15 protein-coding genes are annotated in these 20,976 nt (G+C 63.4%); 11 read left to right on the top strand and 4 right to left on the bottom strand.

Going from position 1 to position 20,976, the window contains the following annotated elements; translation table 11 throughout:
* The 5 genes from LB528_RS29440 to LB528_RS29460 all read left to right on the top strand — a co-directional run.
* Window positions 1-3,339, top strand: a 3,339-nt coding sequence (locus tag LB528_RS29440) for a translocation/assembly module TamB domain-containing protein (RefSeq protein WP_224717177.1), incomplete at its 5' end; no start/stop codon positions are given.
* Window positions 3,340-3,613: 274 nt separating this feature from the next.
* Entirely contained in the window at window positions 3,614-5,272 is a 1,659-nt protein-coding gene (locus tag LB528_RS29445; RefSeq protein WP_224717178.1) for an ABC transporter substrate-binding protein, read from the top strand.
* A gap of 148 nt (window positions 5,273-5,420) precedes the next feature.
* On the top strand, window positions 5,421-6,455 hold the full coding sequence (locus tag LB528_RS29450) for an ABC transporter permease (protein WP_040984157.1): 1,035 nt from the start codon (window positions 5,421-5,423) through the stop codon (window positions 6,453-6,455).
* Between the two features lie 12 nt (window positions 6,456-6,467).
* Window positions 6,468-7,625, top strand: a complete 1,158-nt coding sequence (locus LB528_RS29455; protein ID WP_224516378.1) for an ABC transporter permease — start codon at window positions 6,468-6,470, stop codon at window positions 7,623-7,625.
* Between the two features lie 52 nt (window positions 7,626-7,677).
* The gene (locus LB528_RS29460; RefSeq protein ID WP_224516379.1) at window positions 7,678-9,999 is read left to right on the top strand and encodes an ABC transporter ATP-binding protein; all 2,322 of its coding nucleotides are present in this window, start codon (window positions 7,678-7,680) and stop codon (window positions 9,997-9,999) included.
* Window positions 10,000-10,013: 14 nt separating this feature from the next.
* On the opposite strand, the gene LB528_RS29465 is transcribed toward LB528_RS29460, so the two are convergent.
* On the bottom strand, window positions 10,014-10,604 hold the full coding sequence (locus LB528_RS29465) for a transglycosylase SLT domain-containing protein (protein WP_224717179.1): 591 nt from the start codon (window positions 10,602-10,604) through the stop codon (window positions 10,014-10,016).
* Between the two features lie 210 nt (window positions 10,605-10,814).
* Between LB528_RS29465 and LB528_RS29470 the strand changes: the two genes are divergently transcribed.
* Window positions 10,815-12,353, top strand: coding sequence for a trimethylamine methyltransferase family protein (locus LB528_RS29470; RefSeq protein WP_224717180.1), 1,539 nt, complete (start codon window positions 10,815-10,817; stop codon window positions 12,351-12,353).
* Window positions 12,354-12,417: 64 nt separating this feature from the next.
* A complete protein-coding gene (locus tag LB528_RS29475) occupies window positions 12,418-14,841 on the top strand; it encodes an FAD-dependent oxidoreductase (protein WP_224717181.1) in 2,424 nt (807 codons plus the stop codon).
* Window positions 14,842-14,925: 84 nt separating this feature from the next.
* Here the strand turns inward: LB528_RS29475 and LB528_RS29480 are convergent, their stop codons facing one another.
* The gene (locus tag LB528_RS29480; protein ID WP_224717182.1) at window positions 14,926-15,318 is read right to left on the bottom strand and encodes a DoxX family protein; all 393 of its coding nucleotides are present in this window, start codon (window positions 15,316-15,318) and stop codon (window positions 14,926-14,928) included.
* A gap of 192 nt (window positions 15,319-15,510) precedes the next feature.
* Between LB528_RS29480 and LB528_RS29485 the strand changes: the two genes are divergently transcribed.
* Entirely contained in the window at window positions 15,511-16,002 is a 492-nt protein-coding gene (locus LB528_RS29485) for a hypothetical protein (protein WP_224516384.1), read from the top strand.
* Window positions 16,003-16,031: 29 nt separating this feature from the next.
* Here the strand turns inward: LB528_RS29485 and LB528_RS29490 are convergent, their stop codons facing one another.
* Together LB528_RS29490 and LB528_RS29495 are read right to left on the bottom strand one after the other, a co-directional pair.
* Complete coding sequence (locus LB528_RS29490) at window positions 16,032-16,808, bottom strand: VOC family protein (protein WP_224717183.1); 777 nt, start codon at window positions 16,806-16,808, stop codon at window positions 16,032-16,034.
* 254 nt (window positions 16,809-17,062) lie between these two features.
* Entirely contained in the window at window positions 17,063-17,254 is a 192-nt protein-coding gene (locus LB528_RS29495) for a hypothetical protein (protein WP_224717184.1), read from the bottom strand.
* Between LB528_RS29495 and LB528_RS29500 the strand changes: the two genes are divergently transcribed.
* From LB528_RS29500 to preA, 3 genes are all read left to right on the top strand, one after another.
* Window positions 17,235-17,975, top strand: a complete 741-nt coding sequence (locus LB528_RS29500) for a gamma-glutamylcyclotransferase (RefSeq protein ID WP_224717185.1) — start codon at window positions 17,235-17,237, stop codon at window positions 17,973-17,975. The genes LB528_RS29495 and LB528_RS29500 overlap by 20 nt on opposite strands.
* A gap of 122 nt (window positions 17,976-18,097) precedes the next feature.
* On the top strand, window positions 18,098-19,462 hold the full coding sequence (locus LB528_RS29505; RefSeq protein ID WP_224516387.1) for an NAD(P)-dependent oxidoreductase: 1,365 nt from the start codon (window positions 18,098-18,100) through the stop codon (window positions 19,460-19,462).
* A 2-nt stretch (window positions 19,463-19,464) separates the two neighbouring features.
* Window positions 19,465-20,778, top strand: coding sequence for an NAD-dependent dihydropyrimidine dehydrogenase subunit PreA (gene preA, locus LB528_RS29510; RefSeq protein ID WP_224516388.1), 1,314 nt, complete (start codon window positions 19,465-19,467; stop codon window positions 20,776-20,778).
* The last annotated feature ends 198 nt before the right edge of the window (window positions 20,779-20,976 follow it).

Consider the following 20,976-nt stretch of genomic DNA (forward strand, 5'->3'; position numbering starts at 1 on the left):
GTGGCGGGCGGCGAGACCAGCCAGACCCGGCAGGCGGGGCTCGGGCCGCTGGATCTGGACGCCGCCGGCACCTACACGCAGGCGGGCGGCGTCGCCCTGGACCACGCCACGCTTTCGGGTGAAGGGATTTCAGGCAAGGCCGTCGGCACCCTAAACCCGAACGGCGCCAGTGATTTCTCCCTCGATCTTACCTCGTCCGGAGCCAGCCTGCCGTTGACGGTCGGCAGCGCCGAGAGCCCGGTCAAGATCGCGGTCCGGTCCTTGTCGGCAAAGATAGCGGGCGAAAGCACGCAAGCGCGGCTCGATGTATCCGCAATCCTGCCTTCCATTGCCGCCAGCCAGGCGACAGTGGACGGCCTCACCCTGGTGCTGCATTCGGATGCCTTCGACCTCAAGGGGCGGGCAGGTCAGGTTTCCGGCACGGTGTCGGTGGACAGGATCGGCCTCGACAATCCGATGATCGCCCCGCTGATCGCCGGCAAGGTCACGGCCAAGGTCAATGGGCGCCTGACGACCGATGCCGTCGCCGTCAACAGCGGCTCCTTGACGAGCGATGCGCTCAACAGCCAGGTCGCCGGCCGGATATCGCTCGGTGACGGCGCGGTCGACCTCAATATGAAGGCCGATGTCGCTTCTTCCGCTTTGCCGGCGGCGGTGCGCGGTGTGCTTGGCGAGAGGGCTGAGTTGAGCGCCGTGCTGAAGCGCGATGCCAATGGTAATGTGAATGTCGACGGGCTGAAGCTGAATTCGGGCGCGCTCAGCGCCGATGGGCAGGCGAGCCTTGCCGACGGCAAGCTGGCCGCCGGGATCAGAGGCGCGTTGAGCGACGTTTCGGGGCTGTCGAAAGACGCCAAGGGCGCCATCGCCTTTGCCTTGAACGCGCAAGGCCCGGTCACTGCGCCGGACCTGTCGATGACGGTGAGCAGCGACCGGCTTTCGGTGGCGGCGCGCGAGATCACCGGGCTGAAGCTCAAGGCCAGCGGCAAGGCCGATGCCGCCAATCCGGCGGCCAATGTTGAGCTCACCGGCAATGTCGCCGGGCAGAATCTGCAAGGCAGCGCGGTGCTCGCCACGACCAATGGCAGCCGCGCGATCAACGGGCTTTTGCTGTCGCTCGGTCCGAACAAGATTTCCGGCGATCTCGCGCTCGATGACGCCTTCGTGCCGGTCGGCACCGTTTCGCTCGACCTGCCCGATCTTGGGCCGCTGGCCGCGCTGGCCTTGGAAAAGGCCGAAGGCAATGTGCGCGGCACGATCGCTTTTACCAAAGCAGCCAACGGACCCAATGTCGCCGTCAAGGCGAACACCTCGCAGATCAAGCGCGGCGATCTCTCCGCCAGGAATGTCGCCATCGACGCGCAGATCGCGAACTACATGGCAGCACCCGTTATCGCCGGTAAGGTGCGCGCCGAGAGCGTGACCTCCGGCGGAACCGCCATCACCGGCATCGACGTCGACCTCAAGCGCGACGGCGACTGGACCGGCTTTTCAGGCGGCGCCACCGTCAAGAATATTCCGGCCAAAGCCGCCGGCCGCGTGAAGGTCGCCAACGGCACGACGACCGTCGAGCTCGCGTCGGGCCAGGCGACGGTGCAGGGCGTCAAGGCCACGATCGCGCAGGCCTCGACGATCACCATCGCCAATGGTGTGACGACGCTAGACCGGCTGGTGCTGAACCTCGGCGGCGGCACGGCGACGGTGACGGGCAAGGTCGCGCAGGCGCTCGACATCAACGCCAATCTGGCGAGGGTGCCGATCTCGCTCGCCAACAGTTTCTCGCCGGGTCTCGACGCGGCCGGCTCGGTCTCGGGCACGGTCAAGGTCACCGGCGCGCCGGCGGCCCCCTCGGCCACCTTCAACATCGATGCTTCCGGCGTGCAGACCTCGCAGACCCGCGGCGCCGGCCTCGGCGGCATGAATGTATCGTCGTCGGGAACCTTCGCCGGCAACAAGCTCGCTTTCGACGCCGACATCAGCGATGGCGCCGGCCTCGGCCTCAAGGGCGGCGGCACGGTGACGACGGCAGGCACGCCCACCTTGGCGCTCGACTTCAAGGGCAAGGTGCCGTTTTCCTTCCTAGCCGCCAAGCTTGCCGTGCAGGGCCTGGCGCTCAACGGCACCGCCAATGTCGATTTGCAGGTGCGCGGTCCTGCGTCCGCGCCGGTGATCAGCGGCAAAGTGACGACATCGGGCGCGCGCCTTATCGATGCGCGTTCCGGCCTGGCGGTCAACGACATCGCCGCCGACGTTTCGATCGGCGGCGGCGTCGCCAGGATCAACCGCCTGACCGGAACGCTTTCGACGCGCGGCAGCCTGTCGGCGAGCGGTACGGTAGGCATCACGCCGGCGCAAGGCTTTCCGGCCGACCTGTCGATCAAGCTCACCGATGGCCGCTACACCGACGGTCGGGTGGTGACCGCCAATCTCGGCGGCGACCTGACCATCAAGGGGCCGCTCGTCTCGGCGCCGGTTATCGCCGGCACCGTCAACCTGGCGAGGACGGTCATCACCGTTCCGGACAAACTGCCCGGGTCGCTCTCGGAACTCAACGTCAAGCACAAGAATGCGCCTCGCGCCGTGCGGGCGCAGGACAAGGCCTTGCACCCGGCGACATCCAGCGGCAGCAATGGCGGCAGCGGGCTCACCCTCGACCTGACAGTGAATGCGCCCAACCAGATTTTCATCCAGGGCAGGGGCGTCGACGCCGAGCTCGGCGGATCGCTCAAGCTAACCGGCCCGGCGTCGTCACCGCAGGCCGTAGGCACCTTCACCTTGCAGCGCGGGCGGCTAACGATCCTCGCCAAACGGCTGACATTCACGGACGGTACGGTCGGGTTCCAGGGATCGCTGGTGCCTTACCTCAATCTCACCGCGACCACGACAACAAGCAGCGCCACCGTGACAATCGTGGTTTCCGGCGAGGCGACCAATCCGAAATTCAACTTCTCTTCTGTTCCGGCACTGCCGGAGGATGAGGTATTGGCACAGCTGATCTTCGGCCGTTCGATGTCGAATCTTTCCCCGCTGCAGATCGCCCAGCTCGCCGACGCTGCCGCTCAATTGGCAGGCGCCGGCGGCTCGACTTCGCTGCTCGACAACCTGCGCAACGCGATCGGCATCGACGATCTCGACGTGACGACGGACGAGAAGGGCGGCACCGCGGTTTCGGCCGGCAAATACCTCAACGACCGCACCTATGTGACCATACAGAAGGGCGACAAGCCGGGCTCGGGCAAGGCCACGATCGACCTCAATGTCGGTCGCGGCGTGAAGCTGCGCGGCGAAGCCAACGATGCCGGCGAAGCCAAGGGCGGCGTCTTTTACGAACGCGAATATTGAGGCCGCCCCGGTGCTTCTCTGGCTGCCCAGAGGACTATCCGCCGCGGGGTGGGGCCGTTATCCGTTAACATGTATTGATTTAATCGCCTGCGACGATTTTTTGGGAAATCCGCCTCGCGATAACAAATTTGCGTCATGACTGTCGCTATCGCGCGAACCGGGTTGCAGCCAAAGATGCACATTCCCTGGCATGTTCCTGCTCCATACCGTCTTTTGACAACGCGGTCTGGATGCGGAATGTTAAAAGGCGGAAAGCCAACAATGGGAGTAAGTCATGGCAATCTATAAGAGCAATGGTGATCGCGTTCCCGATCACATCCTGAAAATGGCCGAAGAAGCCAAATCGGGCGGCGTGGACCGCCGCGAATTCCTGGCTTTGGCCAGCGTCTTCGGCGCATCGACGGCAATGGCCTATGGCATGCTCGGCCTCGCCGCGCCGACCCCGGCCCGGGCCGAGGACGTGCAGGGCAAGAAGGGCGGCGTGCTCAAGGTCGCGATGTCGATCAAGGATCCGAAGGATCCGCGCACCGCCGACTGGTCCGAAATCTCCAATGCCGAGCGCCAGGCGCTCGAGCCGCTGGTGAAATACACGAAGGAATACACCTTCGCGCCCTACCTCCTGGCGAGCTGGGACATCAATGACGACGCCACCGAATACACGCTGCATGTGCGGCCGGGCGTCGAATGGAACAATGGCGACAAATTCACCGCCGACGACGTGATCTACAATTTCACCCGCTGGGCGGACAAGGGCGCGGAAGGCAATTCTATGCCTGGCCGCCTCGGCAGCCTCGTCGACGAGAAGACCAAGAAGCTGCGCGAAGGCTCCGTCGTCAAGGTCGACGACATGACGATCAAGCTGAAGCTTTCCAAGCCCGACATCGCCATCATCCCGAACCTTTGCGACTATCCGGCGCTGGTCGTGCACAAGACCTTCGACGAGAAGGGCGCGAACTTCAAGAATTGCCCGATCGGCACCGGTCCGTTCGAGCTCGTCTCCTACGACGTCGGCCAGAAGGTGGTCTACAAGCGCCGCACGACCGGCAAGTGGTGGCAGGGCGAGGCCTTCCTCGACGGCGTGGAGTTCATCGACTACGGCACCGATCCGGCCGCGACCGTCTCGGCCTTCGAGTCGGGCGAAGTCCACACCAACCACGAAACGACCGCCGACTATATCAAGATCATTGCCGACGTCGGCGCGCCGGTCTCGGAAGTCGTGACGGCGGCCACCGTGGTGTCGCGCTTCAACGTCACGCACAAGCCCTATGACAACCAGAAGGTTCGTCAGGCGATGTTGCTTGCCGTCGACAACGCCACCGTGCTGCAGCTCGGCTACGGCAATGCCGGCACCCCGGCCGAAAACCACCATGTCGCGCCGATCCATCCGGAATATGTCAAGCTGCCGGAGATCAAGCGCGACATCGCCAAAGCCAAGCAGATGCTGACGGAAGCCGGCGCGATCGATTTCGAGCACGAGCTGATCAGCAACGACGAGGACTACCACAAGAACACCACGGACGCGATCGCCGCCCAGCTGCGCGAAGCCGGCATCAAGGTGAAGCGCACCGTGCTGCCAAGCTCGACCTTCTGGAATGACTGGACGAAGTATCCCTTCTCGGAAACCAACTGGAACATGCGCCCGCTGGGCATCCAGGTGATCGCCATCGCATACCGCAGCGGCGAAGCGTGGAACGAGACGGCTTACGCCAATCCGGATTTCGACAAGAAGGTGAACGAGGCGCTCGGCATCGCCGATGCAGAGAAGCGCAAGGTTGTGATGAAGGATATCGAGCAGACCCTGCAGGATTCCGGCATCATCATCCAGCCTTACTGGCGCAAGCTCTACATCAATATCAAGCCCGAGGTGAAGAACCACTCGATGCACCCGACCTACGAGCACGACTTCGGCAAGGTCTGGCTCGAGCAGGCATGATCCATGGCGCGATGAATACGAGGGGCGGCGGCCCCTCGTATTCGCAGCTTCGTCGCCGTTGCATATCCTGCAGCGGTGGCGAGGCGTCATCCGCCTTTCGAAACAGGGTTGAACGTATCTGACCCCAACCCGGCCGGCAGGGGGGCACATGTTCTCATTCATCGCCAGACGCATCGGCACGATACTGCTCACGATGCTGTGCCTGACGCTGGTCGTCTTCTTCCTCGTCAATCTCGAGCCCAATCTGAAGAAACTGGCGATCAGCCAGACTGAGATGCACACGCCCGCCGACCAGCTCGAAAGCTGGCTGGTCAACCATGGCTACCGGCAGAACTTCTTCCTGCGCTACGGCCAGTGGCTGGGCGTCCTGCCGAAGCATCCGATCACCGATCCGGCGACCGGCAAGACGACGCAGCGCTTCTCCTTCTGCAATGATCCGACCGAGCCGCAATTCTCCGGCGTGCTGCAAGGCGATTTCGGCTGCTCGACCAAGTTCAAGACGACGGTCGCGGCCAAGCTGTTCCCCGCGCTGGGCGCCACCGGATTGCTGATGTTCTGGGTGCTGGCGGTGATGGTGCCGATCTCGCTTTTGATCGGCATTCTCGCCGGCATGCGCGAAGGCTCGCGAACCGACCGTGTGCTGTCAGTGGCCTCGATCGCCTCGACGGCCACGCCCGAATATGTGTCGGGTGTCATCTTCACCGTCATCTTCGCGTCCTGGCTCGGCTGGCTGAACGGCTCGGCGGCGTCCGCCAGCCAGGGCATCACCTTCTACAATTTCACGCTGCCGGTGATCACGCTGGCGATCTACGGCATCGGCTATATCGCACGCATGACACGCGCCTCGATGGTCGAGGTGATGACGCAGCAATATATCCGCACCGCCCGGCTGAAGGGCCTGTCCTTCAGTAGCGTGGTGATCAAGCATGCGCTGCGCAACGCGCTGATCGCGCCGTTCACCGTCATCATGCTGCAGTTTCCGTGGCTGCTCACCGGCGTCGTCATCGTCGAGGTGATGTTCCGCTACCAGGGGTTCGGCTACACGCTGGTCGAGGCGGCCGGCAACAACGACATCGACCTGCTGCTAGGCTGCTCGCTGGTCTCGGTGTTCATCGTGCTGATCACGCAGCTGATTTCCGACGTCGGCTACGCGTTTCTCAATCCGCGTATCAGGGTTCAGTAGAGGGCAGCGCCGATGCAAACCGAATATATCAGCGCCTTCGACGTGGTTCTCGGTGTGCTCTGGCGGTTCTGGCCGGTGTGGGTCGCGCTCATCCTGGTGATGGGCGCCAGCTTTGCCTACAAGAAGCGGCTCGGGCTCTACGGCCAGCTCTTCGACAGCGGCGTCGGTATTGCCGGCGTCTTCATCTGCCTGTTCTGGCTGTTCACGGCGATCTTCGCCTCCACCATCTCGCCCTTCGATCCGCTGGCGCAGGTCTCGGTGATGAAGGACACGCTGCCCGGCGCGATCGAGCCGGCGTCGAAGCTCGTCTATTATTTCGGCGGCGACAAGCTCGCCCGCGACGTGTTCTCGCGCATGGTCTATGGCAGCCAGATCGTGCTGATCATCGCGCCGGCCGCCACCGGTTTCGCGCTGATGGTCGGCATCACGCTCGGCCTGCCGGCCGGTTATTATGGCGGCAAGATCGACACGCTCTTGTCGTTCCTTGCCAATCTGGTGCTGGCCTTCCCGGTCATTCTTTTGTTCTATCTGCTGGTGACGCCGGGCATCATGGACACGCCGATCCCCTATGGCATGGCGGGATTGTTCTTCCTGTTCCCGATCATCTTCTTCTGCGTGCTGTTCTGGACGCGCTACAAGAAACGGCCGGACCGGCTCTATATCCTACTCGGCATTACGCTGGTCTTAGGCGGCTGGATTTATGCGGGCCTGGTCTTCGACAAGGACCCGCTGCACATCGTGCACATCGATCCCAACCAGCTCAACATCTTCGTGGCGGTGGTGTTCGCCTCCAGCCCCGGCGTGTTCCGCATCGTGCGCGGGCTGACCATGGACATCAAGACGCGCGATTATGTGGCGGCGGCGCAGACGCGCGGTGAATCGCCCTGGTACATCATGTTGTGGGAGATCCTGCCCAATGCGCGCGGTCCGCTGATCGTCGATGCCTGTCTGCGCATCGGCTACACGACTATCCTGCTCGGAACGCTCGGCTATTTCGGCCTGGGCCTGGCGCCGGAGAGCCCCGATTGGGGCACCGCGATCAAGGACGCCAGCCGGCTATTGCGGTCCTTCATCCACCCCGCGCTGCCGCCCACGATCGCGCTGATGTCGTTCGTGCTGGGGCTGAACCTTTTGGCGGACTCGCTGCGCGAACAGTCGATGAAGGATTGATGGCGGGGGTTCAGGCCCTACCTGCTGAAACAATTTAGGATTGGAGCGACCCATGAACGAGGCAGTTCGAAATCCGGCTCAACCAATCATCGAGATCGAGAACCTCTCGATCTCCTTCTTCACCCGCAAGGGCGAGATCCCGGCCGTGATGGATTTTTCCTGCACGGTCATGCCCGGCGAGGCGATGGGCATCGTCGGCGAGTCCGGCTGCGGCAAGTCGACCGTGTCGCTCGGCATCATGCGCGACCTCTCCAATATCGGGAAGATCGTCGGCGGCAAGATCAAGTTTCAGGGCAAGGACATGGGTGAGCTCTCCGAGGATGAGCTGCGCTCGATCCGCGGCAACAAGATCGCCATGATCTACCAGGAGCCGATGGCGAGCCTTAACCCGGCGATGAAGATAGGCCAGCAGCTGATGGAAGTGCCGCTGATCCACGACAAGGTGTCGAAGGAAGAGGCGTACAACCGCGCGCTGGAGATGGTGCGGGCGGTGAAGCTGCCCGACCCGGAGCGCATGATGCGCTCCTATCCGCACCAGCTTTCCGGCGGGCAGCAGCAGCGCATCGTGATCGCCATGGCGCTGCTGTCGAAACCTGCGCTGCTTCTGCTCGACGAGCCGACCACCGCGCTCGACGTCACCGTCGAGGCCGGCATCGTCGAGCTGGTCAAAGGTCTGGGCGAGAAGTTCGGCACCTCGATGATCTTCGTGTCGCACAATCTCGGCCTCATTCTCGAGACCTGCGACAAGATCACGGTGATGTATTCCGGCGAGGCGGTCGAGACCGGCAAGATCGAGGACGTGTTCGACCGGATGCGCCATCCCTACACGCAAGGGCTGTTCCGTTCGATCCCGCTGCCGGGCGCCGACAAGAATTCACGGCCGCTGATCTCCATTCCCGGCCAGTTGCCGCTGCCGCATGAGCGGCCGAAGGGCTGCAATTTCGGGCCGCGCTGCCACCATTTCGTCGAGGGCGTCTGCAATGCGGCGGAAATCCCGATGATCCCGGTCGAGGGCCATGAGGGGCATTTCTCGCGCTGCGTGCGCTTCAACGAGATCGACTGGGAGGCGCTGCCGCCCGGGGCCAAGAAGGTCAACGAAAAGGTCGAGCCCGGCGCGCCGGTGCTGAAGATTCAGGATCTCAAGAAGTACTACAAGGTCGGCGGCAGCGAGGTGTTCGGCTCCAGCGAAGGTCGTGTCGTCAAGGCCAATGAGACGATTTCGTTCACCGCGCGCGAATCCGAGACGGTGGCGATCGTCGGCGAGTCCGGCTGCGGAAAGTCGACGCTGGCCAAGGTGCTGCTGGGTCTCGAGACCGCCAGCTCCGGCACGGTGACTTTGGCCAATAAGGAGATCCAGTCGACAGGCATCGAGAAACGCGGCGTCGATACGGTGTCGTCGATCCAGATGGTGTTCCAGAACCCGTTCGACACGCTGAACCCCAGCCACACGGTCGGCTCGCAGATCATCCGCACGCTGGAGAAGTTCAATGTCGGCAAGAATGTCGCAGAGCGGCGCCAGCGCATGCTGGAACTGCTCGACCTGGTGAAGCTGCCGCGCGCCTTCGAGACCCGCAAGCCGCGCCAGCTATCGGGTGGCCAGAAGCAGCGCATCGGCGTCGCGCGGGCCTTTGCCGGCGACGCCAAGGTGGTGGTGGCCGACGAGCCGGTCTCGGCGCTCGACGTCTCGGTGCAGGCGGCGGTGACCGAGCTGTTGATGGATATCCAGCGCAAGAACAAGACGACGATGCTGTTCATCAGCCACGATCTGTCGGTGGTGCGCTACATCGCCGACCGCGTCGTCGTCATGTATCTCGGCTATATCGTCGAGCAAGGCACGACCGACCAGATCTTCTCGCCGCCTTACCATCCCTATACCGAGGCGCTGCTGTCGGCCATCCCGATCGCCGACACCAGCGTGGTCAAGAAACATATCGTGCTGGAAGGTGACATTCCCTCGGCAATGAACCCGCCGACCGGCTGCCCGTTCCAGACGCGATGCGGCTACAAGAAGCTGGTCCCCGACAATCTGTGCGAGACGAAAGTGCCGCCGGTGAAGAATCTCGGCGGCGGCCATACGAGCCTGTGCTGGCTTTCGGATGACGTGCTGGCCAGGATGGAGCCGGTCATCAGGTTCGACAAGGAACATGCCGCGCGTGAAGGCGTGCCGGATGATGCGCCGCAGGGCGAGGGGCCAGGCTTTGCTGGTTCGCCGCCGCAGCGTCCTGACGGCAAAAACGCCAGCGCGGAGGCCGACGCGATCGGAAAAGGCGTCGAGGACAACGACGAGGTGCTCAAAGCCCGTCGCCACGAAGTGCGCGATGAGGATTCGGAAACCGGTGTCTCAAGGCCGAAGGACACGACAAGGCGGCACTAACCCGGGGACGGTTGTCAGCTGCCGCATTGCCGTAGCTGCGCCTGGTAGTCGCGGGCCATCTGGTCGGTGGCGCGCGCGTAGCTTTGAACGCCGGCGTCGCCGCGGTTGCCGCGGCCATAGGCTGTCCAGCCGAGATAGTAGGCCAGATAGAGGTTGTAGGTGTCGTTGCGGGCGACACCGAAAGTGTCGGCGGTCTTGGAGTGGTACCAGCCAACGAAATCGATGGCGTCGGCAAAGCGCGTGCGGCGCGCCGCCCAGTTGCCGGTCTCGCTTTGATATTGCGACCATGTACCGTCCAGCGCCTGCGAGTAGCCGGTGGCGCTCGAGACATGCGTCCACGGGATGAAGCCGAGCAGCTTGGTGCGCGGCGGGCGGGCATTGCTCTTGAAGCCGGATTCCTTGCGCACCGTCGCCATCAGCACGGGAACGGGAATGCCGTATTTCTGCTCGGTCCGCTCGGCGGCGGATTGCCAGTTGTCGAACCAGCCGTCATTCTGGTCGAAGACGGCGCAGACATTGTTGATGTGGCTGGGCGCCGTCGCGCATGCCGAAAGCGCCAGCAGCACGGGAACAGCGACAATTTTACTAAAACTCGACCTACACATTAGAAGACGAATAGGCCGAAATCATAAAAGGAGTGTTGCGCGCTTCCTTAACGCGGGGTGGGAGGTGCGAAAAGCTGAGTATCGATATTTCGACTGCTCGTGTCGCTATTCTTTTCCTCGATTTTGAAAAATGCCGCCTTGGCTAAAATCACGCCGGCAAATGGCGAATTCCTGACAGCTCGCATGTGATGCCGGCGCTCTGATGCGCGCATGAGCGAACCAAGACGCAAGCGCGTCGCCGAGCGCACCAGCAACCGGGGACCAGCCGCCATCCCGCAACTGCCGGCGCGGCGGGTGGAGAATCCCTATGCGCCGATGGAGCTGCTGTCGGCCGACCAGATCGAGGCCATCCACCAGGCATCGATGCACATCCTGGAGAATTTCGGCATCGAGGTGATGAGCGCACGCGCCCTGTCGCTGCTCGAGCGCGCGGGCGCCAGGGTCGACCATGGCTCGATGAATGTGCGTATCGATCGCGGCATGGTCGAGGAGGCGCTGAAGTCGACGCGCAGCAGCTACACGCTTACTCCGCGCAATCCCGCTCGAGCCATCCATCTTGGCGGCAGCACCATCAATTTCACGCTGGTCGCCGGGCCGCCGAATGTGCACGACATGGAGCGCGGCCGCCGCGCCGGCAACCTTGCGGATTATTCGGACCTTGTGCGGCTGGCGCAGCATTTCAATTGCATCCACATGCTGGGCAACCAGGTCTGCGCGCCGATCGAGCTGCCGGCGAACACAAGACACATGGACACCTATTTCGCCAACCTGACATTGACCGACAAATGCTTCCATGTCTCGGCGATTGGGCGGGGCAGGGCGCTGGACGGCATCGAGATGATGGCGATCGCGCGCGGACTGACGCTGGATGAGATGGCGCAGGATCCGGGCGTCACCACCATCATTTCGGTCAACTCGCCGCGCCGCTTCGACGAGATGATGGCCGAAGGGCTGATGACCATGGCCGAATATGGCCAGTCGGTGGCGGTGACGCCGTTCACGCTGATGGGCGCGATGAGCCCGGTGACGCTGGCCGGCGCGCTGGCGCAGCAAAACGCCGAGGCGCTGTTCGGCATCGTGCTGACGCAGCTGGTGCGTCCGGGCGCGCCGGTGATGTATGGCGCCTTCACCTCCAATGTCGACATGAAGTCGGGTGCGCCGGCCTTCGGCACGCCGGAAAACACTAAGGCTAACATCGCTTCCGGGCAGTTGGCGCGGCGCTACAATCTGCCGTATCGCACGACGCCTGGCTCGGCCTCCAACGCCGCCGATGCGCAGGGCGCCTACGAGACGATGATGGCGCTGTGGGGCGCGGTGCTCGGCCACGGCAATCTCGTCTATCATGCCGCCGGCTGGCAGGAGGGTGGGCTGACGGCCTCGTTCGAAAAGCTCATCATCGATGTCGAGATGATCCAACACATGATGGAATTCCTGCGGCCGATCGCGGTCGACGATGCGGAGCTTGCGGTGGAGGCGCTGGGCGCGGTGCCGACCGGCGGCCATTTCTTCGGCGAGCCGCATACGCTGGAGCGCTACGCCACCGCCTTCTACCAGCCGATGCTTTCCAACTGGCAGAATTACGAGGCCTGGCAGGAGGCGGGCGCGCTCGACACGACGGCGCGCGCGACGCGGCTGTGGAAGAAGGCGCTGGAGGAATATGTCCAGCCGGCCATGGATCCCGCCGTGCGCGAGGCGCTCGAAGCCTATATGGCGCGCCGCAAGGAAGCGATCGGGCAGGGTGAGCCGTGAGGAAACAGCTTCCCATCCTGATTCATTTCAATCTCTCAACTCACTGAACCAACGAGAAGAACCCATGAAGTCGCATGCAAAGGTCGTGGTCATCGGCGGCGGTGTCGTCGGATGCTCGGTGCTGTTCCATCTTGCCCGCCATGGCTGGACCGATGTCGTGCTTTTGGAGCGCGACGAGCTGACTTCCGGTTCGACCTGGCACGCGGCCGGCGGCATGCACACTATCAACGGCGACCCCAACGTCGCCAAGCTGCAGAAATACACGATCTCGCTCTACAAGGAGATCGAGGAGCTTTCCGGCCAGGCCACGGGCGTGCATCTCACCGGCGGCGTGCTTCTGGCGGCGACCGAGGCGCGGCTCGACTGGTTGCGCGGCGTGGTGTCCAAGGGCCGCTATCTCGGCATCGATCTCGAAGTGATCTCGGCCAAGGAAGCGGCGGAATTGATGCCGCTCATCGATCCCAGCCAGTTTGTCGGCGCCGTGCGCAACAAGGAGGACGGTCACCTCGATCCTTCCGGCGTGACGCATGCCTATGCCAAGGCGGCGCGGAAACTGGGGGCCGAGGTCGAGCGCTTCACCAAGGTCGAGGATATCGTGCGCCGTCCCGACGGGCTCTGGCGGGTCATCACCAACAAGGGCGATATCATTGCCGAGCATGTCGTCAATGCCGGCGGGCTGTGGGCGCGCGAGGTCGGCCGCATGGTCGGCCTGGAGCTGCCGGTGCTGGCCATGGAGCACATGTACCTGATCACCGAGGACATGCCGGAGGTCGCCGACTGGAACAAGAAGACCGGCACCGAGATCATCCACGCGGTCGATTTCGATGGCGAGCTCTATCTGCGCCAGGAGCGCGGCGGCATGCTCATGGGCACTTACGAGAAGGCGAACAAGGTCTGGTCCGAATTTTCCACGCCATGGAATTTCGGCCATGAACTCTTGGAGCCGGACATCGACCGCATCGCGCCGTCGCTGGAAGTCGGCTTCCGCCATTTCCCCGCTTTCCAAAAAACCGGCATCAAGCAGATCATCAACGGCCCCTTCACCTTCGCCCCTGACGGCAATCCGCTGGTCGGTCCGGTGCGCGGCCTGCCGGGCTTCTGGGTCGCCTGCGGCGTCATGGCAGGCTTCAGCCAGGGCGGCGGCGTCGGGCTTGCGCTCTCCAACTGGATGATCGAGGACGATCCGGGCGCCGACATCTGGGCGATGGACGTGGCGCGCTATGGCGACTGGGCGACGATGGCCTACACCAACGCCAAGGTGCGCGAGAACTATTCGCGCCGTTTTTCAATCCGCTTCCCCAATGAGGAACTGCCGGCCGGGCGGCCGCTGAAGACGACGCCTCTCTATGACACGCTTGCCGCCAAGGGCGCGCAATGGGGCGTGTCGTACGGCTTGGAAGTGCCGCTCTGGTATGCGCCGGATGGCGTCAAGGACGAGTTTTCCTGGCGGCGCTCGACCGACTTCGACCATGTCGCCAAGGAAGTCGCGTCGGTACGCAACGGCGTCGGCCTGTCGGAGATTTCGAACTTCGCCAAATACAAGGTGACGGGCGAGGGCGCGGCCGCCTGGCTCGATCGGATACTTGCCTGCAAGCTGCCCAAGCGTGGTCGCATGACGCTAGCGCCGATGCTGAAGGAGGACGGCAAGCTGATCGGCGATTTCACTTTAGCCAACATCGACGACGCAGAGTGGTTCATCGCCGGCTCAGGTATCGCCGAGCAATATCATATGCGCTGGTTCGAGGCGCATCTGCCCAAGGACGGCTCGGTGCGGATCGAGGCACTGGGGCAGAAGCTCACCGGTCTTGCGATCGCCGGACCGAAGGCGAGGGCGGTGCTCGCCAAAGTAACCCGCGCCGACGTTTCCAGCGCGGCCTTCCCCTTCATGGCGGTTGCGCGAATGGATATCGGCATGGCGCCATGCCTGGTCGGCCGCGTCAGCTACACCGGCGACCTCGGCTATGAGATCTGGGTGGCGCCGGAATACCAGCGCGCCGCCTACCAGACGCTGCTGGCTGCGGGCGAGGAATTTTCGATCGGCCTGTTCGGCTCGCGCGCGCTCAATGCACTGAGGCTGGAAAAGAATTACGGCTCATGGGCGCGGGAGTACCGGCCGATCTACGGGGCGGTCGAGGCCGGACTCGACCGCTTCGTCGCCTATGGCAAGGACGCCGATTTCATCGGCAAGCAAGCGGCGCTCGCCGAGCGCAAACAAGGCGGCAAGCTCAGGCTGCGCGCCTTTCTCGTCGAGGCCGATGCCGATGTGATCGGCGACGAGGCGATCTGGCATGACGGCGTCGTACGCGGCTGGGTCACCTCCGGCGGCTTCGCGCACAATTCCAAGACGTCGGTCGCCATGGGCTATGTGCTGAAGGAGATCGCCGACAGACCGGACGGTTTCGAGATCGAGATCCTCGGCAAGCGCCACAAGGCGCGCGTCCAGGCGGCGCCGCTCTTCGATGCCAATTTCGAGCGGATGCGCGGCTAGAGCAATTCCAGGAAAAGTGCGAAGCGGTTTTCCGTCCGGAATTGCGTCAAAGCAAAAAGCCTCCAGGCGCGCACCCTTGGATGCTCAGGCGCTGCGGCGGTTATCCAGCGCGAAGGCGCCGGACCCGGCGAAGATCAGGTAGAGGAAGATGAAGCAGAAGGAGATCGCCGAGTCGCCGCCGTTGTTGACGGGGAAGAAGTCTCGCGGAAAGTGCGCCATGAAATAGGCGATGGCCATTTCGCCGGCCAGAAGGAAGGCGACCGGGCGGGTGAAGAGGCCAAGCGCCAACAGGATGCCGCCGGCGAATTCGAGGATACCGGCAGCCGTCGTCAGCCCGGTGAGGGTGTGCGGCTCGGCGCTGACCGGGAAGTTGAACAGCTTCTGCGAGCCATGTTCGATGAACTGCAAGGCGGTTATGATGCGCAACACGCCCAGCGCTGGCGGACGGTACTGGGCAAGGCTTTCGAAAAGCTTCATCTCAATTCCATTTTACCCCCCTCGGCCTTAGTTTGTCGCCCGCCGATGGACCACTCACATCGCATGGGCCGCCATCAACAATCGGTGAGTGGAAATGGCTTCAAATCCCATATCCTTCTCGTTATGGTTGCATATGTATTCTTATGGTTGTATTACTAGGGTGAAGTATCAAACCAGGCGGGTCCCTCAACCATGAAAAAAGTCGTCATCATCAGCCTATTCGCAATCCTTGCGGGCACCAGCTTCGCCGCGGCCGCCGATACCGGCTGCGATGCCTTCAAATGGCCGGTCACGCGCGAGCAGGCCCTGTTTGCGGCAGCGCAAGCCGCCCAGTCCGGCGCTACCCTCACGGTCGGGCGAGCGGTGGATTTCTCGCTCGCGGCTGTCGACACGGTGAGCTTTGAGGTGCCGCCGGACCGTGCACCGAAAGCCGGCACCTTCGGCGCGACGGCAAATGTGACCGTGCCGCCTGACGGCGAGATCCAGTTCAGCCTGTCCGACGAGGCCTGGATCGATGTCGTGCAGGACGGCAAGACCGTGAAATCGGCGGCTGTCAGCGGCGTCAAGAACTGCCCGGGGATTCGCAAGAGCGTGCGCTTCAAGCTCCAGGGCGGCGCGGCCATCGTCCAGCTCAGCGGAGCGAAAAAGGCCGATCTGAAGCTAGCAGTGCTGACGCCGGAGTGATCCGGCGCCAGTCTGTCAGGTAGGCACTGCTACCGTGCCGGCGCCAGCAAAGCGAAATGCGCGCCTTGCGGGTCTTGGCACTGGATGATCCACTGACCGCTCGGCACGTCCATCGGGCCCATGATGACCTTGCCGCCATTGTCGGTGACGCGTTTGGCAGCGGCGTCGATGGCGTCGACGTTGAAATAGAACTGCCAGATGGGAACCGGGATCTGCGGCGGCTTGTTCATGATGCCGCCGCCGGATTCGGGGCCGGCGCCGAAGGTCTGGTAGATACCCATCTCGCCCATGTCGAACTGGCCGGCACTCTCCCAGCCGAACTGGCTGGAATAGAAATCGAAAGCGGCTTTCCAGTCCGAAGTGTAGAGCTCATGCCAGCCGACATGGCCGGGCGTGGTCGCCGGCACCGGCGGCTGCTCCGGCTGGTTGGGCTGCAAGAACATGAAGGAAGCTCCTTGCGGATCGGCGACGACGGCGAAGCGGCCGACGCCCGGAATGTCGTCCGGCGCGCGATGGACCGCACCGCCGGCGTCCTTGAGCGCTTGCGTCGAGGCGTCGACGTCCTTGGTGTAGATGTAGCCCATCCAGGCCGGCGGCATGCCCATCTTGGCGGGCTCCTCCGGCATCGTCATCAGCCCGCCGACGCCGCGTACGCTGGAATTCACCACGATGTAGCGGGGCATGCCGGGCGCCTTGTCGAAGGGTTCGGCTTTCCAGCCGACAACGGCGGTGTAAAAAGCCTCGGCGGCGTCGAGGTCGGTGGTCATCAACTCGTACCAGAAGAAAGGCTGCGGGGATTTCGGCATGGTCGGTCTCCTCACGGTTCGGGCAGCGATCGCGGTTCGATCCATCCTAGGACGATCCTGGCGCCAGAAATCCGACATCTGGGCCAGAATTCGAGGACGGCAAGCGGCTTAGGGTGTGTTGAGATTCAGGTCAGGCCAGCCTGCAAATGATGGTTTTCTGCGCTTCCGGTGCTCACGGACCCGAATGTCCGCTCCGCTCCGGTTCTCGAAAGCCACCATTTTCGGCTTGGCCTGACCCTGAATCTCAACACACCCTAAAGCGCGTCGCGCTGAAACGGATTCAAGCGGCGCGCTTTAAGTCTTTGTTTTGATGCAGTCGTTGTCCCAGAACCGCTGCACACTTCTGTGCGGTGCATCAGGCCAATGATCTTGCGTATCCGGCGCTTTTCGACTTTGCTGCCTTCAAAGAGGGGTTCGCGTTTTTCCATGCGCCAGATGTCGCTCACGCCCGAGCTTGTCGCTCTGTGCCACCGGGAGGAGATCGACCCCGGTCCCAGCGGGGAGTGGAGCCAGCTCAGCGACGACGATTTCCGCGCGCTTGCCACGCGCCTCGCCGGCGAAGCCGACGCGGGACCGCTTTGGGTTTTCGCCTACGGTTCGCTGATCTGGAAACCGGCCTTCGAGTCGGTCGAGCAGCAGCGCGCTTCGGCGCATGGGTGGCATCGCTCCTTCTGCCTGGATCTCGTGCGCTGGAGAGGCAGCGCCGAGCAGCCCGGACTGATGATGGCGCTCGAACGCGGCGGACGCTGCGACGGCGTGATCTACCGCTTGCCGGACGGTGACAAGGCCGCCCAGATCGAAAGGTTGTTGCGACGCGAGATCGACGATCACGAGGCCGTTGCCTCCGTCAGATGGGTTCCGGTGCGCACGGCGCAAGGCCGGCTGCGGGCGCTGGGCTTCTGGGTCGGCGTGACAGGCAGGGGGACGTCTCTCGGGCAGCCGCTGGAGAAAGTGGCATGGGTGCTGGCACGTGCCTGCGGCCATGTCGGCTCCGGCGCCGAATATCTCTACAACACCGTCAGCCATCTCGAGACCTTCGGCATCCATGACCGCAATCTGTGGCGGCTGCAGGAGCTGGTGGCGGACGAGATTCGGTCGATCCACGGCCGCAGGATCACAAGCCACGACACCGCGGAGGGTTTTCGAGGTGGTCGTAACATGACTTAATTTGTCATGTTTTACTGAACCAATACAGCGACTTGGCAGAAAATTGACCAATTGATAAAAAAATAAAACGTGCTAGCCTTCCCCAAAACGACAACAAGGGGAAGACAACAAGGGGAACTGGAATGGCGACTGGTCATTTCATCGAGGGCATAGCCGGCGGCCGGCTGTCTTCCGAGCAATATGCCGACAACTTTTCCGACCTGCATCCGCCGCTCGACCACCACGAGGCGCTGGTAGAATCCGATCGCTGTTATTTCTGCTACGACGCGCCGTGCATGAACGCATGCCCGACTTCGATCGACATCCCGCTGTTCATCCGGCAGATCGCGACGGGCAATCCCCTGGGTTCGGCCAAGACGATCTTCGACCAGAACATCCTCGGCGGCATGTGCGCTCGCGTCTGCCCGACCGAGACGCTGTGCGAAGAGGCCTGCGTGCGCGAGGTGGCCGAAGGCAAGCCGGTGCAGATCGGCCGCCTGCAGCGTTACGCCACCGATGTCGCGATGAGCGAGGGCAAGCAGTTCTACAAGCGCGCCGAGCCGACCGGGAAGAGCATCGCCGTGGTCGGCGCCGGCCCGGCGGGGCTGGCGGCGGCGCATCGGCTTGCCCGCCACGGCCATGACGTGACCATCCTCGAGGCGCGGCCCAAGGCCGGCGGCCTCAACGAATATGGCATCGCCGCCTATAAGAGCGTCGACGATTTCGCTCAGGCCGAGGTCGACTACGTGACTTCGATCGGCGGCATCGACATCCAGAACGGCAAGGCGCTCGGCCGCGACTTCCAACTTGCCGACCTGATCCGCAACTATGATGCGGTTTTCCTCGGGATGGGGCTTGGCGGCGTCAACGCGCTGCGCGCCGAGGGCGAGGATGCCGGTGGCGTCGCCAACGCCGTGGAATTCATCGCCGAACTGCGCCAGGCGAGCGATCTCTCCAGCCTGCCGGTCGGCCGGCGCGTCGTCGTCATCGGCGGCGGTATGACGGCGATCGATGCCGCGGTGCAGTCGAAGCTGCTCGGCGCGGAAGAGGTGACGATCTGCTACCGGCGCGGCCAGGAGCACATGAACGCGTCGGAGTTCGAGCAGGATCTGGCCGCCGCCAATGGCGTCACCATCCGCCATTGGCTGCAGCCGAAGCGCGTCATTGCCGAGAACGGCAAGGTATCGGCCATCGAGCTCGAATACACTGCGATGAGCGGCGACAAGCTTATCGGCACCGGCGAAATGCTTCGGCTCAATGCCGATCAGGTGTTCAAGGCGATCGGCCAGAGCTTCGTGCCGGCGCATCTCAACGGCAGCGCGGAACAGATCGAGCTCGAAGGCGGCCGTATCAAGGTCGATGCCGAAGGGCGCACCTCGCTGGCCAAGGTCTGGGCCGGCGGCGACTGCATCTTCGGCGGCGACGATTTGACTGTTTCGGCAGTGGCGCAAGGGCGCGACGCGGCCGAGAGCATCCACCGGGCACTGACCTCTAACGGGAGGGCATGAGCATGGCAGACATCCGCAACAATTTCATCGGCATCAAGTCGCCAAACCCGTTCTGGCTGGCTTCGGCGCCGCCGACCGACAAGGCCTATAATGTCGAGCGCGCTTTCAAGGCCGGCTGGGGCGGCGTGGTGTGGAAGACGCTGGGCGAAGAGGGCCCGCCGGTCGTCAACGTCAACGGCCCGCGCTATGGCGCGATCTGGGGCGCCGACCGTCGGTTGCTTGGCCTCAACAACATTGAACTGATCACCGACCGCGACCTGCAGACCAATCTGCGCGAGATGAAGCAGGTGAAGATGAACTGGCCGGACCGGGCGCTGATCGCCTCGATCATGGTGCCCTGCGTGGAGGAAAGCTGGAAGGCGATCCTGCCGCTGGTCGAGGAGACCGGCGCCGACGGGATAGAGCTCAATTTCGGCTGCCCGCACGGCATGAGCGAGCGCGGCATGGGCTCGGCGGTCGGCCAGGTGCCGGAATATATCGAAATGGTGGTGCGCTGGTGCAAGCAGTACACGCGCATGCCCGTCATCACCAAGCTGACGCCCAACATCACCGACATCCGCAAGCCGGCGCGGGCGGCGCATGCCGGCGGCACCGACGCGGTGTCGCTGATCAACACGATCAACTCGATCACCGGCGTCGATCTCGACAGTTTCGCGCCGCAGCCGACCATTGACGGCAAGGGCTCGCATGGCGGCTATTGCGGCCCGGCGGTGAAGCCGATCGCCATGAACATGGTGGCCGAGATCGCGCGCGATCCGGAAACGCACGGCCTGCCGATCTCCGGCATCGGCGGCATCACCACGTGGCGCGACGCCGCCGAATTCATGGCGCTCGGCGCCGGCAATGTGCAGGTCTGCACGGCGGCGATGACCTATGGCTTCAAGATCGTGCAGGAGATGATCGCAGGGCTGGAGAACTGGATGGACGAGAAGGGCCACGCATCGCTCTCCGACATCATCGGCCGCGCCACGCCCAACGTCACCGACTGGCAGTATCTCAACCTCAACTATGTCGCCAAGGCGCATATCGACCAGGACGCATGCATCAAATGCGGCCGTTGCCACATCGCTTGCGAGGACACCTCGCACCAGGCGATCACCAGCATGGTCGACGGTGTGAGGCATTTCGAGGTGATCGAAGCCGAATGCGTCGGCTGCAATCTCTGTGTCAATGTCTGCCCGGTGGAGGGCTGCATCACCATGCAGCCGCTGGCCGCCGGCGTGCTCGACCAGCGCACCGGTTTGCCGGTGTCGCAGATCTACGCCAACTGGACCACGCACCCCAACAATCCGATGGCCAAGGTGGCTGCGGAGTAAGGTTGCCTTCGCAGAGTTTAGGTTCCTCGTCCCACGCAGCGGGGAGAGGTGGCCCGGCGAAGCCGGGACGGAAAGGGGTCTTCGGGACGGCTGGGAACTAGTCCCAGGCTCCTGACCGCCTGTTTATCTTGCTAACACCTCATTCTTCACCGGCTCTGACATCACAGAGGTCGTCCCCCTCTCCGTCCCCGCTTCGCC

This window comes from Mesorhizobium sp. CA4 (assembly GCF_020165075.1).
In the GTDB taxonomy this organism is placed as follows: Bacteria; Pseudomonadota; Alphaproteobacteria; order Rhizobiales; family Rhizobiaceae; genus Mesorhizobium.

Bases quoted from the DNA above. Each gene is read 5' to 3' on its own strand.
- LB528_RS29445 (WP_224717178.1), top strand. From the start codon at position 3,614: ATGGCAATCTATAAGAGCAATGGTGATCGCGTTCCCGATCACATCCTG.
- LB528_RS29450 (WP_040984157.1), top strand. From the start codon at position 5,421: ATGTTCTCATTCATCGCCAGACGCATCGGCACGATACTGCTCACGATG.
- LB528_RS29455 (WP_224516378.1), top strand. From the start codon at position 6,468: ATGCAAACCGAATATATCAGCGCCTTCGACGTGGTTCTCGGTGTGCTC.
- LB528_RS29460 (WP_224516379.1), top strand. From the start codon at position 7,678: ATGAACGAGGCAGTTCGAAATCCGGCTCAACCAATCATCGAGATCGAG.
- LB528_RS29465 (WP_224717179.1), bottom strand. From the start codon at position 10,604: ATGTGTAGGTCGAGTTTTAGTAAAATTGTCGCTGTTCCCGTGCTGCTG.
- LB528_RS29470 (WP_224717180.1), top strand. From the start codon at position 10,815: ATGAGCGAACCAAGACGCAAGCGCGTCGCCGAGCGCACCAGCAACCGG.
- LB528_RS29475 (WP_224717181.1), top strand. From the start codon at position 12,418: ATGAAGTCGCATGCAAAGGTCGTGGTCATCGGCGGCGGTGTCGTCGGA.
- LB528_RS29480 (WP_224717182.1), bottom strand. From the start codon at position 15,318: ATGAAGCTTTTCGAAAGCCTTGCCCAGTACCGTCCGCCAGCGCTGGGC.
- LB528_RS29485 (WP_224516384.1), top strand. From the start codon at position 15,511: ATGAAAAAAGTCGTCATCATCAGCCTATTCGCAATCCTTGCGGGCACC.
- LB528_RS29490 (WP_224717183.1), bottom strand. From the start codon at position 16,808: ATGCCGAAATCCCCGCAGCCTTTCTTCTGGTACGAGTTGATGACCACC.
- LB528_RS29500 (WP_224717185.1), top strand. From the start codon at position 17,235: ATGCGCCAGATGTCGCTCACGCCCGAGCTTGTCGCTCTGTGCCACCGG.
- LB528_RS29505 (WP_224516387.1), top strand. From the start codon at position 18,098: ATGGCGACTGGTCATTTCATCGAGGGCATAGCCGGCGGCCGGCTGTCT.
- preA (WP_224516388.1), top strand. From the start codon at position 19,465: ATGGCAGACATCCGCAACAATTTCATCGGCATCAAGTCGCCAAACCCG.